This is a genomic window from Streptomyces angustmyceticus (assembly GCF_040701845.1).
GTDB classification, from domain to species: domain Bacteria; phylum Actinomycetota; class Actinomycetes; order Streptomycetales; family Streptomycetaceae; genus Streptomyces; species Streptomyces angustmyceticus_A.
In genome coordinates, this window is the sequence record NZ_JBFBHQ010000002.1 from 558,446 (window position 1) to 573,875 (window position 15,430).

At 71.3% G+C, this 15,430-nt stretch carries 13 protein-coding genes; 3 read left to right on the plus strand and 10 right to left on the minus strand.

Annotated features, from left to right (window positions below; translation table 11 throughout):
* Nucleotides 1-3: 3 nt before the first annotated feature.
* Nucleotides 4-1,065 carry an HpcH/HpaI aldolase/citrate lyase family protein gene (locus AB0411_RS06430; RefSeq protein WP_366416090.1) on the minus strand — a complete coding sequence of 354 codons (1,062 nt, stop codon included), beginning with the start codon at nucleotides 1,063-1,065 and terminating at the stop codon, nucleotides 4-6.
* A 176-nt stretch (nucleotides 1,066-1,241) separates the two neighbouring features.
* Nucleotides 1,242-2,543: a glycosyl hydrolase family 28-related protein gene (locus AB0411_RS06435; protein ID WP_366416091.1), complete on the minus strand. Its 1,302-nt coding sequence runs from the start codon at nucleotides 2,541-2,543 to the stop codon at nucleotides 1,242-1,244.
* Between the two features lie 40 nt (nucleotides 2,544-2,583).
* Between AB0411_RS06435 and AB0411_RS06440 the strand changes: the two genes are divergently transcribed.
* Nucleotides 2,584-3,315 (plus strand): CDP-alcohol phosphatidyltransferase family protein, encoded by a 732-nt coding sequence (locus tag AB0411_RS06440; RefSeq protein ID WP_366416092.1) that lies wholly within the window; start codon nucleotides 2,584-2,586, stop codon nucleotides 3,313-3,315.
* 66 nt (nucleotides 3,316-3,381) lie between these two features.
* Here the strand turns inward: AB0411_RS06440 and AB0411_RS06445 are convergent, their stop codons facing one another.
* The 5 genes from AB0411_RS06445 to AB0411_RS06465 all read right to left on the minus strand — a co-directional run bounded on the left by AB0411_RS06445 (nucleotide 3,382) and on the right by AB0411_RS06465 (nucleotide 10,206).
* Nucleotides 3,382-3,810, minus strand: a complete 429-nt coding sequence (locus tag AB0411_RS06445; RefSeq protein WP_260634361.1) for an adenylyltransferase/cytidyltransferase family protein — start codon at nucleotides 3,808-3,810, stop codon at nucleotides 3,382-3,384.
* Nucleotides 3,811-3,832: 22 nt separating this feature from the next.
* The gene (locus AB0411_RS06450; RefSeq protein WP_366416093.1) at nucleotides 3,833-5,341 is read right to left on the minus strand and encodes a fibronectin type III domain-containing protein; all 1,509 of its coding nucleotides are present in this window, start codon (nucleotides 5,339-5,341) and stop codon (nucleotides 3,833-3,835) included.
* Between the two features lie 118 nt (nucleotides 5,342-5,459).
* Entirely contained in the window at nucleotides 5,460-7,028 is a 1,569-nt protein-coding gene (locus tag AB0411_RS06455; RefSeq protein WP_366416094.1) for an oligosaccharide flippase family protein, read from the minus strand.
* Nucleotides 7,025-8,704 carry a polysaccharide biosynthesis tyrosine autokinase gene (locus AB0411_RS06460; RefSeq protein ID WP_366416095.1) on the minus strand — a complete coding sequence of 560 codons (1,680 nt, stop codon included), beginning with the start codon at nucleotides 8,702-8,704 and terminating at the stop codon, nucleotides 7,025-7,027. Before AB0411_RS06460 ends, AB0411_RS06455 begins: the two co-directional genes overlap by 4 nt.
* Entirely contained in the window at nucleotides 8,701-10,206 is a 1,506-nt protein-coding gene (locus tag AB0411_RS06465; protein WP_366416096.1) for a hypothetical protein, read from the minus strand. The genes AB0411_RS06460 and AB0411_RS06465 overlap by 4 nt, the downstream gene beginning before the upstream one ends.
* Nucleotides 10,207-10,391: 185 nt before the next feature.
* Between AB0411_RS06465 and AB0411_RS06470 the strand changes: the two genes are divergently transcribed.
* On the plus strand, nucleotides 10,392-11,600 hold the full coding sequence (locus tag AB0411_RS06470) for a glycosyltransferase (RefSeq protein ID WP_366416317.1): 1,209 nt from the start codon (nucleotides 10,392-10,394) through the stop codon (nucleotides 11,598-11,600).
* A gap of 41 nt (nucleotides 11,601-11,641) precedes the next feature.
* Here AB0411_RS06470 and AB0411_RS06475 read toward each other — a convergent pair whose 3' ends face one another.
* The 3 genes from AB0411_RS06475 to gmd are packed head-to-tail and all read right to left on the minus strand — an operon-like array spanning nucleotide 11,642 to nucleotide 14,297.
* Nucleotides 11,642-12,754 carry a glycosyltransferase gene (locus AB0411_RS06475; RefSeq protein WP_366416097.1) on the minus strand — a complete coding sequence of 371 codons (1,113 nt, stop codon included), beginning with the start codon at nucleotides 12,752-12,754 and terminating at the stop codon, nucleotides 11,642-11,644.
* Complete coding sequence (locus AB0411_RS06480) at nucleotides 12,751-13,287, minus strand: putative colanic acid biosynthesis acetyltransferase (RefSeq protein ID WP_366416098.1); 537 nt, start codon at nucleotides 13,285-13,287, stop codon at nucleotides 12,751-12,753. The genes AB0411_RS06475 and AB0411_RS06480 overlap by 4 nt, the downstream gene beginning before the upstream one ends.
* Nucleotides 13,284-14,297 (minus strand): GDP-mannose 4,6-dehydratase, encoded by a 1,014-nt coding sequence (gmd, locus tag AB0411_RS06485; RefSeq protein WP_366416099.1) that lies wholly within the window; start codon nucleotides 14,295-14,297, stop codon nucleotides 13,284-13,286. Before gmd ends, AB0411_RS06480 begins: the two co-directional genes overlap by 4 nt.
* 178 nt (nucleotides 14,298-14,475) lie before the next feature.
* Between gmd and AB0411_RS06490 the strand changes: the two genes are divergently transcribed.
* Entirely contained in the window at nucleotides 14,476-15,420 is a 945-nt protein-coding gene (locus AB0411_RS06490) for a GDP-L-fucose synthase family protein (protein ID WP_366416100.1), read from the plus strand.
* The last annotated feature ends 10 nt before the right edge of the window (nucleotides 15,421-15,430 follow it).

Consider the following 15,430-nt stretch of genomic DNA (forward strand, 5'->3'; position numbering starts at 1 on the left):
GTCTTACTCCTTCTCGGCCGCGGCGTAGGCGTCGCGCAGCTCGGGGTCACGGGCGGCGAGGGCGTCGGCGAGTTCGGCGACCACCTGGCACTGCTTGTACGTGGCGTCGTCCTGCATCTTGCCGTCGATCATCACCGCGCCGGTGCCGTCGCCCATCGCCTCGATGACCCGGCGGGCCCAGGCGACATCGGCGGGCGCGGGCGAGAAGACCTTCTTGGCGATGCCGATCTGCACCGGGTGCAGGCTCCAGGCGCCGACGCAGCCGAGCAGGAAGGCGTTGCGGAACTGGTCCTCGCAGGCGGTGGTGTCCTTGATGTCGCCGAACGGGCCGTAGTACGGCAGGATGCCGTGCGCCGCGCAGGCGTCGACCATCCGCGCCAGGGTGTAGTGCCACAGGTCCTGCTGGAAGGTGGCCCGCGGCGCGGCGCCGTCCGCGCCGTGCGGGTCCTCCCGCACGAGGTATCCGGGGTGGCCGCCGCCGACCCGGGTGGTCTTCATCCGGCGGCTGGCGGCCAGGTCGGCGGGGCCGAGCGAGATGCCCTGCATCCGGGGGCTGGCGCCGGCGATCTCCTCGACGTTGGCGACGCCGGTGGCCGTCTCCAGGATCGCGTGCACCAGGATCGGCCGCTGGACCTGTGCCTTCGCCTCCAGCTGGGCGAGCAGGCGGTCGACGTAGTGGATGTCCTCGGCGCCCTCGACCTTCGGCACCATGATGACGTCCAGCTTGTCGCCGATCTCGGTGACCAGGGTCAGCAGGTCGTCCAATGCCCAGGGCGAGTCCAGGCTGTTGATGCGCGTCCACAGCTGGGTGTCGCCGAAGTCCGTGGCCTTGGCGATCTTCACCAGGCCCGACCTGGCCGCTTCCTTGCGGTCGGCGGCGACCGCGTCCTCCAGGTTGCCGAGCAGGACGTCCACGGTGGGGACGATGGACGGCACCTTCGCGGCCATCTTCTCGTTGCCCGGGTCGAAGAAGTGGATCATCCGGGACGGCCGGAACGGTACCTCGCGTACCGGTGTCGGCGCCCCGACGGCCAGCGGGCGGAAGAAGTCCTTCGGAGAGCGCATGCAGTCTCCCTGGTCGGCTCGGAGGGCGGGAGGCCGCCGGGGTCCGGCGGCGCCGTTCGGCCCTCACTCTAGGCCCGCACGAGGAGAACGCTACTGACCAGTACGTGTGCCGTTGATCACCGTCGGCAGCCGGGCGCCGGGCCGGAGCCCCGCGCCCGCCATCGCCGCCGGCCCGCTCAGGACCCCAGGCAGTCGACGAAGGACACCCGGTCCCCCGAGCCCTTGATGAAGTCCTGCTGGGCGTGGTTGCGGAAGCGGCACATGTCGTAGCGGGCCCGGGGGCCGGACCCGCCGCTCTCCGCCTCGTAGGCGTGCTGCCCCGACAGCTGGCACGAGTCGTAGCGCACCAGCGGGCCCTGGGAGCCGATGCGGTAGCGGTGGGGGCTGCTGTCCTGCGCGAAGGACTTGAACGCCTGGGCGGTGTCGTCGCAGTCGTTGAAGTGCACCGTCCCGCTGTCCCAGGCGCAGTCGATCACGACGGTGTCCGGGTAGCGCACCTCGAAGCGGATGTCCTCGGCGTGGAAGCGCTGGACGGAGTCGTGGTGCGGGCCGCGCGGGAAACGGAAGAAGGTGCTGGTGCGGCCGTAGTCGCCGGAGTCGTCGGGGCGGCGGCCGGTGATGATGTAGGAGCCGCCGCGGCAGGTGATGGAGCCGCCGTAGGGGAACTCCAGGAAGTTGCCCCAGGCGTACTCGACCTTCATGTCGTTGAACCAGTAGTTGAGGAACTGGTCCTGCTGCGGGTGGCTGAGCGACTTCTGCGACAGCCCGGAGTACAGGAACGCCTTGCGGTAGGCGCCGCCCACCCGGCAGGCGTCCCAGCGCATCTCCGAGTTGGTGTTGCTGCCGTCCAGGGCGACCCCGTAGGTCCACTCGCCGGTCCACTCGCACTCGGTGAAGCGGTAGTCCTGAGCCTGGCCGGTCGAGTAGGAGTAGAAGAACGAGGCGCCGGGGGTCGCGGCGGCGAAGCCCATCTGCTCGAACATCACATTCGCCCAGCTGTCCTCGTTGCGGCACAGATAGGCGTTCTCGGCCCGGTGCGGCGCGAAGAGCAGCTGGGTCATGCGCTTGCCGGCCCCGCGGAACCGTAAGCCGTTGGCCTTGAGCTTGCCGCCCCGGGCGTCGAGCAGGGCGTTGGGGGAGCGGATCAGGTAGGTGCCGGCGGGCACATCGATCACGGTCCGGCCGACGTGGTCCCACACCCGGCGCGCCGCGTACGCGTACGCGCGGGCGAAGGCCCGGCTGTCGTCGGTGCGCCCGTCGCCCTTGGCGCCGAAGTCCGCCACCACGTCGATGACGTCCTTGCCCTGGGGCTTGTGGCCGGTGACCACCGGCGCTTTCGCGTCATCGGTCGACTGCCGGGTGGCAGGGGACGGCGGGGAGTCGCACCCGGTGAGGGCGGCTGCCAGCGCGGCGGCGGTGCCCGCCAGGAGGGACCGGCGGGTGGCACCTCCGGTTGACGGGAAAGGCGTGCCTGCCATGATGTTGCTCCTTCGGGGGTCCATTCATCAGGTGGGGGACATGAGCCAGTTCGGATATGCGATCAGACAGCTGTCGGCGGCCCAGAAATCCGCGAAGGGGGTGTCCCTGTATTCGCGCTATGTGAACCGGCCGGCCGGCCGGGTGCTGGCCGCCGCGGGCTACACCCTGAAGTTGACGCCCAATCACATCACCATGATCAGCGCGGTGTTCACCTTTGCCGGGGTGGTGATGATAGCGACGCTGCGGCCCTCTCCTGCCGTGGCGGTCGGAGTTTTCGCGGCCCTGGTCCTCGGTTTCGCCCTCGACTCCGCCGACGGGCAGCTCGCCCGGCTGACCGGGACCGGCAGCGCGGCGGGGGAGTGGCTGGACCATGTGGTCGACTGCGCCAAGATGCTGGCCCTGCACATGGCCGTACTGCTCTCGTTCCACCGCTACTTCGGATTCTCCGACCCCCGCTGGTTTCTCGTTCCAATCGTGTTCCAGTTCGCGGCGGTGATGGTTTTCTTCGGCGGTATCCTCACCGACCAACTCAAGCGCGCCGAACGGCAGAAGGCCGGGGCGAACGGGCCGGCGCCCGCGGCACCGGTTTCCCCGCTGCGCGCCGTCGCGCTGCTTTTCGTCGACTACGGCGTGTTCTGCGCGATGTTCCTGCTGTTCGGCAGCCGGGACCTGTTCCTGGCGCTGTACTGCGGTCTGCTCGTCGCCCATGTGCTCTTCATGGTGGCGTTCCTGGTCAAGTGGTACCGCGAACTGTCCGCCCCCGGCCGCTGAGGGCCGGGGACGGACCGGGTGCCCGGGCGTGCTGCCCGGGCGCCCCGCGGCGTCACCCCGGGGGGCTCACGCCGAATTCGCGAGCCCGTCGAGCACCTTGCGCAACAAGGAGCTCGATGTGTGCACGGTGTAGGGGAAATAGACCACATCGACCCCGACCGTCGCGAAATCCCGTTCGAGCTTGTCGCCCTTGGGCGTCCCCCGCCAGTCGTCGCCCTTGAAGATGGCGTCGAAACGCACCTGCTGCCAGGTCTCCAGTTTGTCGGGCACCGTCTCGACGAACGCCGCGTCCACGAACCGGACACTGCGCACGATCTCCAGCCGCTCGGCGAGCGGAATCACCGGTGCCTTTCCTTTGGCCTGGGCAGCCATTTCGTCCGACACCACACCGGCCACCAGATAGTCGCACTGGCTTTTGGCGTGCCGGAGAATATTGAGGTGTCCGACGTGGAAAAGGTCGTAGACCCCGGGTGCGTAACCTACTCGGTGTGTCATTTACCCCCCACTTGCCCTGCGGTCAGTTCCTGGCGGTCACATAGACCGGGCCGTTGCGGCCCGAGACATTGGTGCCGTCGGTGACCTCGATCGAGTAACGGTGCTGGGACCCGGGCTCCACGGTGTCCGTGAAGCTCATGTTGGGCCGGTTCCAGTAGCGCGAGTCCTGGTTGAGCGAGGTCAGGTACTCGCCGTCACGGTAGATCTTGTAGGTCAGGACGCCGTCGTCCCGGTCCCATGACGCCTTCCAGTTCAGCGTGATCCGGCCGCGCGAGCCGCTCGCCCCGCTGAGCAGCGGCACCTGCGGTGCCCCGGTGTCCGGCGCCGCCGTGAACCGGGTCAGGCCCTGCTGCGGTGCGTCGTTGACCGTGGTGAACTCGCCGCCCGCCCACAGGACGCCGTCGGCCATGGTCAGCGCCCGCGGGCCGATCTGCTCGCCGATCCCGTCGTTGGTGTCGGGGAACCAGGGCAGGATCGTCTTGTCGGAGATCGACTGCGCCAGGAAGTGCTGGCGGTTGTTGATGTCCGTGAACCCGCCCGGGGTGTCGGAGCAGTCGTGCGCGTGCGAACCGCTGTAGAGCACGCCCTTGTACGGCAGCACCGTCTGGGTGGCACCCAGGCAGGTGTCCTTCCACAGCTGGGCGCCGTCGGACAGCCGGCCGGCCGCGCGGCCGTCGAAGACCCCGCCGCCGGTGCCCTCGGCACCCAGGTAGAAGTTCGTCCCGTCGTTGACCAGGGCCTTGACCGCCGAGCGGTTGGGGATCCAGCCGGTGAAGGAGTTGACGACCCGGCCGGTGGTGGCATCGAGCCCGGCGAGCGCGTGCACACCGAAGAGGCTGCCGTTCACCGAGGTGAACCGGCCGCCGATGATGATCTTGTTGAGCTTGGGCGCGACCGTGAGGGCGTTGACCGCCGGGGTGGGGTCGTTGCCGACCGAGGAACCCCGGATCGTCGCCTTGAACGGCAGCAGGGTGCCGTCGGGCCGCAGGGCGGCGACCCGCTCGCGGGTCTGTCCCTGGACGGTGCCGAAGCCACCGCCGATGTAGACGGTGTCGTCGGTGACGTCGAGGGCCCGCACGGTCGAGCTGACCGTCGGCTGCCAGTCCGCCCCGATGGTGCAGTCGGATGTGTTGAGCGCGGCCGTGTTGGACCGCCCCACCGGGCCGGCCTTCCCGAACGAGCCGCCGATGTAGATCTTCGAGCCGTCGGGCGAGGCCTTCATGGCCCGGATGGTGCCCGTACCGCCGGTGAACGCCGGGGCGCACGGCAGCGGCTGGCCGGTCTTCGCGTCGAAGGCCGCGAAGTTCGTCCGGGCGACCTCACCGGTGCCCTGGGCCGCACCCGGCGGCCGAATGTGGCTGAAAGTGCCTCCTACGTACACGATGCCCTTGGCGTAGGCCATGGCCCACACGATGCCGTCGGTCTGCCAGGTGCTCAGCGGATCGGCGGTCAGTGTGGTCTCACCGGTGGCCTGAGCGGGACCGGCGGAAAGAGCCGTCGATGCGGTACCCAGTACCGCTGCGGCGAGCAAGAGATGGACAGATCTGCTTCTTTGGCGCACAGGTCCCCCCTGGAAGCATGGCGCGATGGGAATTGTCGGGGTAGGAAGCGGGAACGAGACGATTTCTGTGCGGAAATGAGTCCACGGTTCATCGCGAGTTTTCCGAACCACGCTTGCGTAGCGCCCCGAAGAACTCCCCTACCCCCAGCGGCAAACGATAGCGCCAGACGGCGGCCCCGAAAGCCCCAATCGACAAAACAATTCCCAAGAAGAGACCAGGAACGCTGTCGCCGAATAGCGTCCGCATGGCGCACACCGGGAGCGCCACCGACCCGAGGCCGACCAGCGCGGCGCACAGATAGCCGCGGTCGACGGTGCGAAAGCCCAGCCGGTAGCGGGCCAGCAGCGCCGAGGCGCCGTTGTCCACGACGATCGCCAGAGCCCAGGAGACCGCCGCGCCCAGCACCCCGTACCGCGGAACCAGCCACACGGCGCTGCCCAGTTGGACCACGAACGCGGACCCGGCGACAGCCAGATTCCAGACACTCCGCCCGGCCATGAGGATGACCGTCTGCGCGTTGCCCACGCCGACGTTGACCAGACAGGCCGCCGCCAGTACCACCAGGCCCGCCGCGCCGTCGGAGAAGCCCGGACCGAAGAGCGACAGCACGGTCCGCGGGTAGCCCCCGAGGACCAGGAACACCGGCCAGGAGAAGAGCGCGATCCAGCGGGTCGACAGCCGGTGCAGATGGTGCGCGCCGGGTGCGTCGCCGCCCGCGAGCAGCCGGCTGATCTGCGGTGCCACCGCCAGCCGGATCGCCAGTTGGAGCAGCGTCCCCGCCGTGACCAGCCGCCCGATCGCGGTGTAGACGCCGGCCTCGGCGGCGGTGCCCAGCGCCGACAGCAGGATCACTCCGGTCCACACCGCGGTGATGTCGAACACCGACGAGATGGCCCGGGGACCGGCGAACGCCCAGAACTCCCGTACCTGCGGCGGCGGTCGGCCGGTACCGGGATGCGTCCGGCGGGACCTGCGCAGCGAGACGCAGGCGGCCACCAGACCCAGCACCCCCGGCACCAGCCAGGCCGCCGAGAGCGCGCCCACACTCGGTGCGAGGAGGACCAGCGGCACCGCGAGCAGGACCCGCAGAATCGGCTTGCCGATCTGCTCCACGCCCACGAACGGGACCACCGAGCCGTACCCCCGGGTGGCCCCGAGCAGCACCAGCGCGACCGTCGTCACCGGCAGGAACGCCGCGAACAGCCGGATCAGCGCGGCGGCCTGCCCCGGATCCAGGTCGGGCAGCAGCAGCCCGGCGAGCCCCGGGGCGCACACCAGCACGGCCGCCCCCGCCGCGCTCGCCAGCAGCGTCGGCAGCACCGAGATCCGCAGCAGCCCGGGCACGCCGCCCCCGCCGCTGAGTTCGAGGTCGCGGGAGACGAAGCGGACCAGGGCGGTGTCGGCCCCCAGCTTCAGCGCATTGCTCAAGATGGTGAACGCCGCGACACCGGTGAAGACCGCGCCGGCCCCGCGGGCCCCCAGCCCATGGGTGACGACGGCGACGAGCACGAACCCGAACAGCGCGTTCGCCGCCGAGCCCGCCAGGCCGAAGAGACTGCCGCGGGCGGTGGTGGCGACACCGCGCCCGCCGCCCGCGGACGGCCCGGGGACCGTCGGCGCGGGCCGGTCGGAGCCCGCCGGACGGATGGCCGTCACCTGCGCAGCGAGGTGGTGTCGGCGTCGAGGGGTCCTCTGCCCGCCGGCGCGGAGCCGGCGGCGGGCGGCGGCGGGCCGGGCAGCGCGGGCGGCGGCGTCACGGCGGGGCGCCCACGGCCCCGGCCGCGCTTGCGGTGGGTGGGCCCGCCGTCCGACAGCCGGCGCAGCGCCGGCCCGTGGCTGCCCTTGTCCAGGACGGCACCCAGGATGTGCCCGCCGGCCGTGGTGATCAGCTCCCACACCCGGTCCAGGTCGTCCCGGCGGACCTCGTTCAGATCACAGACCACCACGACGCCCGCGGCCTGCTTGGCGACGGCCAGCCCGTCCGCGTGCGACAGCAGCGGACCCGTGAACACCACGACGTTCTCGTTCGGCCCCGACGGCGCGTTGAGCAGCCGGGCGAACTGCGGTGAGGACAGGGTGCGCGCCGGGTTGGGCACCTCCCGGCCGGGCAGCAGATCGAAGCGCCCGTCGACTCCGGCGTCCACGGGGAGCCGCTCGCCCTCCGCCCAACTGCCCGGCACCGGCCGGCCGTGGCCGGGGTGCACCGGCAGCCGCTGGGCGAGCCCGGGCGTGCGCAGATCCGCCTCGACCAGCAGGATGTCGTTGCCGATCTCGGCGAAGGCGGCGGCCAGGTTGACCGCGACCGAGACGGCGTCCGCGTTCTCCCGCGGGGCGACGATCAGCAGGCTGCCCCGCCCGGCGAACCGCTGGTCGTGCACCAGCCGGAAGGCGATCGTGCGGTAGGCCTCGGCCCGGTTGCCGCGGCCGCCCCGGCCGACCTCCAGCAGCTCCGCACCTCCCTGGCGGCGCGGCAGGATGCCGAGCACCGGCGCCCGCAGGTTGTCCTGCACGTCCGCCACCGACCGGACCCGCGGCTCCAGTACCGAGCGGACCCACGCCGCCAGGATGCCGAGCACCAGACCGATCACGGCGCCGGCGAGCAGCAGCAGGGTGAGACCGGGACTGGAGGGGAAGGCCGGCGGGTCGCCCTTGCGGACGATGTCGCCGGGAGTGGTGTCGAGGGACTTGAGGCTGGAGATCCGCCCCTGCAGATCCGCTATCTCCGACACCAGGTTGCTGCGCTCGGACTCGTCGGTGGCCCGCCCCGACCCGCTCGCCCCGGCGATCCGCCGGTCGAGCACCTTGCGCTGCTCCTGAAGCGGCTTCAGTTCCGTGCCCAGCTTGCTGACGGTCTTGTCGATCCGCTGGGTCGCGGCGTCCTGACGGTAGTCGAGGTACGCGTGCACAAAGGCGTTGACGAGCGCGGACGCCCGGTCCGCGGTGTCCGCGCTGTACTCGAACATCAGGGTCTGGGTCTCGGGCGGATTGCTCACCCGCAGGTCGCGCTGGAGCGCGGCCGGGTCGGTGTCCAACTTGAGGGCCTTGGCCGCGCCGGCCGCGACCGAGGCGCTCTGGGCGATCTGCCGCTCGGTGCCCATGCTGATCTGCTTGTCGACCGAGACCCCGCCGGCCTCGAACGGCGCCGTACTGATCGCATGCACCACGACCTCACCGGTCGCCGTATAGGTGGAGCCGCCGAGCAGGGACACGGCGCCACCGCCGAGCATGCCCAGTACCAGCCCGAGTACGAGCAGGGCGCGATACCGGAAGAGCTGGCGCAGCTGGTCACGGATCTGGTCCGGCTCCTCCGCAGGCTCGTCGAAGACGCTCACGTACGTGCTCCTCCTGTGGGTAGAGGTGAGGCGGCGCGGTGCTCCGAGGACGTCGGTGCGCACGCGGACTCCTGTGCGGACGGCGGCAGGACCCGCCGTCCCGGTTTACGGGTGATCAGCAGCGGGATGCACACCAGCAGTGCGAGCGGTCCCACGATGGCCATCAGACTGCCGCGCAACAACACCAGCTGGTAGAAGCCGAAGGCGGGCACCACCAGCGCCGCGAGGGTGCCGCGTTGCCGCCGCAGCCGGTGCCGGAGGTGGTCGATGCGCCGCCCGACCGCGCCGATCAGCCCGAAGACGGCGATGACCGACGGGAAGCCGGCCCACATATAGGTCTCGACCCACAGCGGCGCGGACAGATTGGTGAAGGTGTAGCCCGCGTGCCGGGCGAGCAGGATGCCCGCGTCGTCGGGCTTGCCGGGCCAGACGGCGCGCGGCACGAAGAACAGCGGCGGCCCCAGCGCGGCCGTCGGCGTGAAGCCATGGGTACGGACGTAGTCCACACCCGTCTCGATCTGCTGGAAGGCGTCGTAGTCGCCGTTGGAGGTGAACTGCTCGGCGAGCGAGACCACATGGACGGGCTCGCGCTTGTCGTAGCGGAAGTAGTCGCTGTACGGGAAGACCACCAGCACCACGGCCGCCACGGCCGCCGCGCCGAAGCGGAAGGCCCGCGGCCCGCGCAGCCAGGACGCGCTGAAGACCAGCGCCAGCAGGACCGTACCGGCCCAGAAGCGCGGCTGGCTGATGGGGTTGTTGACCACGACGTTCACCGCGATCAGCAGCGGCAGCAGCAGCCAGCGCAAGCCGCGCAGGGTCCGGTCGCCCTCGGAGAACCGCGGCACGTGCACCAGCGCCACCAGCGCCCAGAACGCCGGTACCGACAGCGCCCAGGCCGCCATGGCACGGTCCGCCGACGCGGCCGGTTCCGCCGCTGCCGCCGCCTCGTTGGCCGCCTGCCGGCTGAGGAAGAACGCCGACAGCCCGCCCTGGCCGGGAATGAGCGCGACGGCCAGCAGCAGTGCCACGCCGCACAGCAGCAGCACCCGCACCGCCGACAGCCGGCGGGCCAGCAGCGGTTCGAGGACCGCCGAGGAGCGCGCCGACCGCCAGGACGCCAGTGCCGAGCCCCCGCTGTAGGCCAGAAGTCCCGCCTCCACCACGGCCGTTGTCAGGAACGCGGTGTTCGCGTCGACCATGAACCCCCGCGGATAGGCGTCCGTCGCGAGCATGGCCAGTGGCGCCAGTCCCAGCCAGACGTAGGAAAAGAGCCAGAAACCGAAGGCGATCACCCGGGCCCGGACATCGGTCAGCACCCGGGCCAGCGCCGCACCGGTGTGCACCACCACCACGCACTGCAGGGCGAGCGCGGCGCCGAAGCGGGCGTCCGTCGACTGCAGGATCAGCACCGGCAGCAGCACCACGAGCAGCAGCGCCCAGCAGCACAGTGCGGCGATGCCCCGCACCGGCGCCACGGCGCCCGGACGCTTCCCGTACGTCATCGACCCACCTCCCCCCAACTCCCCACCAGCGACCACAATCTAAGGGACATCGGGAAAACAAGGTCGCCTTCGGGACACAATCGCAACGCAATTCACAGCCCGCGGGCCCCGGCGGGCTCCTACGATGACCGCACATCCAGAGGGGGCCAGTCTTGGAAGACTCGTTCGCGGGCCGGTGCGTGCTGGTGGTCTCCACCAACTACGCGCCCGAACACACCGGCATAGGGCCGTACTCGACACAGATAGCCGAGCACCTTGCCGCATCCGGAGCCGACACCCATGTCCTCGCGGGCATGCCGCACTACCCCGCCTGGCGGGTGGCCGAGGGCTACCGCGGCCGATGGCGGATACGCGAGCGCCGCGGCGGGGTCACGGTGCACCGCCGGCGCCACACCGTGCCGCCGCGTCAGACCGCCCTGCGCCGGGCGCTGTTCGAGGCCAGCATCCTGGCGCACGGTGCCGTGGCACCCCCGCGCATCCGCCCCGACGTGGTGCTCACCCAGATGCCCAGCCTGGCCGGGGGAGTGCTGGGCGGGCGCCTGGCACGGCAGGCGGGGGTGCCCCATGTCGTGGTCGTCCAGGACCTGATGGGGGCCGCCGCCGAACAGAGCGGCATCCAGGGCGGCGGCCGGGCCGCCGCCCTGGCCGGGGCGGTGGAGGCCAGGGTCCTGCGCGGGGCAGCCGTCGTCGGGGTGGTGCACGAGTCGTTCGTGGACCGGGTCACCGCGATGGGCGTGCCGCGCTCCCGGGTGCATGTGGTGCCCAACTGGACGCATGTGCAGGGCCCGAGCGGCGACCGGGAACGGACCCGGGCGCGGCTGGGCTGGTCCGACCGGGAGACGGTGGTGCTGCACGCCGGCAACATGGGCCTGAAACAGGGGCTGGAGGTCCTGGTCGAGGCCGCCAGACTCGCCGGTCAGGAGGCCGCGCCCGTACGGTTCGTGCTGATGGGCGACGGCAACCAGCGCGCCCACCTGCAACGGCTCGCCGCGGGCGTCTCCTCGCTGTCCTTCCTGCCGCCCGCCGACACCGCGGAGTTCCCCGAGGTGCTCGCCGCCGCCGATGTGCTCGCGGTGACCCAGAAGGCCTCGGTGCTGGACATGAGCCTGCCGTCCAAGCTGACCTCGTACTTCATGACGGGCCGGCCGGTGATCGCCTCGGTGGCCGCCGAAGGGGGCACCGCCCAGGAGGTGCTGCGCTCGGGCGCCGGGTCGGTGATCGCGCCGGAGGACCCGAAGGCGCTGCTCGCGGAGGTCCGGGCACTCGCCGACGACCCCGCGCGGGCGGCCCGGCTCGGGGCCCGCGGCCCGGAGTACGTCGAGCAGCGGCTGAGCAGCCGGGCCGGCCTGGAGCGGATCACCGCGCTGCTGCGGACCGCGAAGGCCGGCCGGTAGCCGGAGGCGGCGGGGGCGGTGCCCGTCCCCGCCGCCCCGGATCACCGCAGGAGGGCGGCGTACCGCTCCTCCAGCCGGTCGGTGACGGCGGCGAGCGAGAACTCCGCTTCGAGGGCCGCCCGGCCGGCGCGGGTGACGCGCTCGCGCAGGGGAGGGTCCTCCAGGAGCCGCAGCACCGCGTCCGCCAACTGCTCCGGCGAACCGTCGGTCACGAGAGCGGCCTCGCGCTGCCGGAGGGCCGGGGCGATACCGCAGCTGTCCGTGCAGACCACCGGTGTGCCCACCGCCAAGGACTCCAGCACGCTCATCGGGAACGGCTCGTCGACGCTGGGCAGGACGTAGACCGTGGCCCGCGCGGTCCGGCGCACGGCGGCATCGTGATCGAGAGCCCCGCCGTACGTCACCACCTCGCCGAGCCCCTCGTCGGCGATCAGCCGCCGGACCTCCGTGAGCCGCCCCTCGTCCGAACCGTGCACGGTGAAGGACACCTCGGGCCGCTTGCGGTGCACCAGCGCCGCCATCCGCACGAAGGCCTCGGGCCGTTTGCGGCTCTGCAGACGGGCGAGGAAGAGCACATCCGTTTCGCTCCGGTCCCCGGGACCGGGCCGGGCGCGGACCCCGTTGGGCAGCCTGACCAGGCGCGGCCCGCGCGGCCCCAGCACCCGGCGCAGCCCGGCCTCCTCCTCGTCGGTGAGGACCAGTGCCGCCGCCGCCCGGCGCAGCAGCGGGACATACACCCGGTCGAAGAACCGGGCCACCATGGAGCCACGCGGCTGGACCATGCCGTGCGTCTGCACCACGAAGGGCCTGCGGCGCACCGCGGCCACCGCGAGCGCGGCCAGTGAGACCAGATCGCGCCCGGCGTGCAGATGCAGCGCCTCGGCCCGGCCGACGCTCCGCCAGAGCAGCGGCACCAGTCCCGGGTGGAACAGGCCGAGGAAGCCCTGCCCCGGTACCAGGGTGCGGGCCGGCCGGGCACGCAGCGGCACCCCGTCCACCGACCGCGGGGGCGCGCCCCGCCCCCGCCACAGCGAGACCAGCTCCACCTCGTGGCCGCGCGAGGCCAGTTCGCCCAGCTGCCCGGTGGCCACGCTCACCGGACCGCCGTACGCCCCGTCGTCGCTGACCAGGGTCACGACATGGGTGATCCTCATGCCGCACCCCCGGTGGTGTGCACGGCACCCGGCGGCACATCGCGGTGGGCCACCGCGCCGGCGCCGACCACCGCTCCCGCCCCGACGGTGACGCCGCGCAGCACCATGGCGCGGGCGGCCACCCAGGACCCCTCCGCCAGATGGATCGGCGCGTTGTCGAACTCGAAGGTGGGCGAGCGCCGTTGGTGGCTTCCGGTGCACAGCACGGCGCCCTGGGAGACACAGACGTCCCCGGCGATGCTGATCGGTTCCAGGTTGATCAGCCAGGAGTCCTCGCCGATCCAGACGTCGTCGCCGACCGACAGTTTCCACGGCCACTGCACCCGCACCCGGTGCCGTATCAGCACCCGTTCGCCGACGCGGGCGCCGAACGCCCGCAGCAGCGGGGGCCGCAGCCGCGGCGGGAACCACCACTTCATGAACACGAGGTTGAGCACGGCGAACCAGGCGGCCTGGGTCAGCAGCCCCCGGCCCTTGTCGTAGCCGGCGCCGCTGAATCCGCTCAGCCGGCGGGCGGTGGCGGGAGCCGTCATCGGTCCACCCGCACCCGGTGGCCGGAGAGCTCGTCCGCCAGCTGCCGTACGTCCGACTCGACCATGATCCGGGCGAGTTCGTCGAACTGCACCTTCGCCGACCAGTCCAGCAGGCTCTTGGCCTTGGACGCGTCGCCGATGAGCGCATCCACCTCCGAGGGGCGCTCGTACTTCGGATCGAAGCGCACATAGCGCTCCCAGTCCAGGTCCACCGTGGCGAAGGCGGCCTGCAGGAAGTCGCGCACCGTCGCGGCCACACCCGTCGCCACCACATAGTCGTCCGGCTCGTCCTGCTGGAGCATCAGCCACATGGCCTCGACGTACTCCGGGGCGTAGCCCCAGTCGCGGACGGCGTCGAGGTTGCCCAGGTAGAGGTGCTCCTGCAGTCCTGCCTGGATGCGGGCCACCGCGCGGGTTATCTTGCGGGTGACGAAGGTCTCGCCCCGCCGCGGGCTCTCGTGGTTGAAGAGGATGCCGTTGACGCCGAACAGGCCGTACGCCTCGCGGTAGTTGACCGTGGACCAGTAGGCCATGACCTTGGCGCAGCCGTACGGGCTGCGCGGATGGAAGGGCGTCGCCTCGTTCTGCGGCGGCGGGGTGGCGCCGAACATCTCCGAGGACGAGGCCTGGTAGAGCCGGGTCTGCACCCCGCTGGCGCGGATGGCCTCCAGCAGCCGTACGGCGCCCAGCCCGGTCACGTCGCCGGTGTACAGGGGCGCGTCGAAGGAGACCCGGACATGGGACTGGGCCCCGAGGTTGTAGACCTCGTCGGGTCGCACATCACGCAGCAGGTTCACCAGGGCGACCCCGTCCGAGAGGTCGCAGTGGTGCAGCACCAGTCTGCGGTCCGGGGTGTGCGGGTCCTGGTAGATGTGGTCGATGCGCTCGGTGTTGAAGCTCGACGAGCGTCTCATCAGCCCGTGCACCTCATAGCCCTTACCGAGCAGCAATTCGGCAAGATAGGAACCGTCCTGTCCGGTGATTCCGGTGATGACCGCGGTTTTCGGCATGGCTTCCCCCCACGAGAAGTGATGTACATCGGGATCGATCAATGGATTTCCCACGCGCCGGCGGACCGCGGGGGCGTGGACGCTACCCGCTCCCCGACCGGTGGTCGAGGGCGGAGAGCAGCAGGTATTTCCTGAAATAGCCGGTGGACGTATCGGGATGACTGACACAATCCGCCCCATGGATGACTTGCTGCCCACACCCGCCCGCGTCTTCGTCGCGGGCCACCGAGGCCTGGTGGGATCCGCCGTGGCCCGGCGGCTGACCGCCCAGGGCTATGACGTGGTGACCCGTACGCACGCGGAGCTCGACCTGCGTGACGCCGATGCCACCGCGGAGTTCCTGCGCGCCGCCCGGCCCGATGCCGTCGTCCTGGCGGCCGCCAAAGTCGGCGGAATCATGGCCAACAGCACCTACCCCGTGCAGTTCCTGGAGGACAACCTGAGCATCCAGCTCAGCGTCATCGCGGGTGCGCACCAGGCCGGGGTCCGCCGGCTGCTGTTCCTCGGATCGAGCTGCATCTACCCCAAGCACGCCGCGCAGCCCATCACCGAGGACGCCCTGCTGAGCGGGCCGTTGGAGCCCACCAACGAGGCGTACGCGATAGCCAAGATCGCCGGACTGGTCCAGATCCGCTCCTACCGCCGGCAGTACGGAGCCTCCTTCATCTCCGCCATGCCGACCAACCTCTACGGACCCGGCGACAACTTCGACCTGGAGACCTCGCACGTCCTGCCCGCGCTCATCCGCCGCTTCCACGAGGCGAAGGAGAAGGGGCAGGCAGAACTCACCCTCTGGGGCACCGGCACCCCGCTGCGCGAGTTCCTGCACGTCGACGACCTGGCCGCGGCCTGCGAGGTGCTGCTGCGCCGCTATGACGGCGACGACACCGTCAACGTCGGCTGCGGCGAGGACCTGACCATCGCCGAACTCGCCTCCTGTGTCGCCTCCGCGGTCGGATACGAGGGACGGATCTCCTTCGACCCGTCCCGCCCCGACGGCACCCCGCGCAAGCTGCTCGACATCAGCAGGATGCGTGCACTGGGCTGGTCGCCCACCATCCCGCTGGCCGAGGGCATCGCCCGCACCTACCGGGCGTGGCAGGAGGAGACGGCCCGGGTGTGAGACCCGTCCC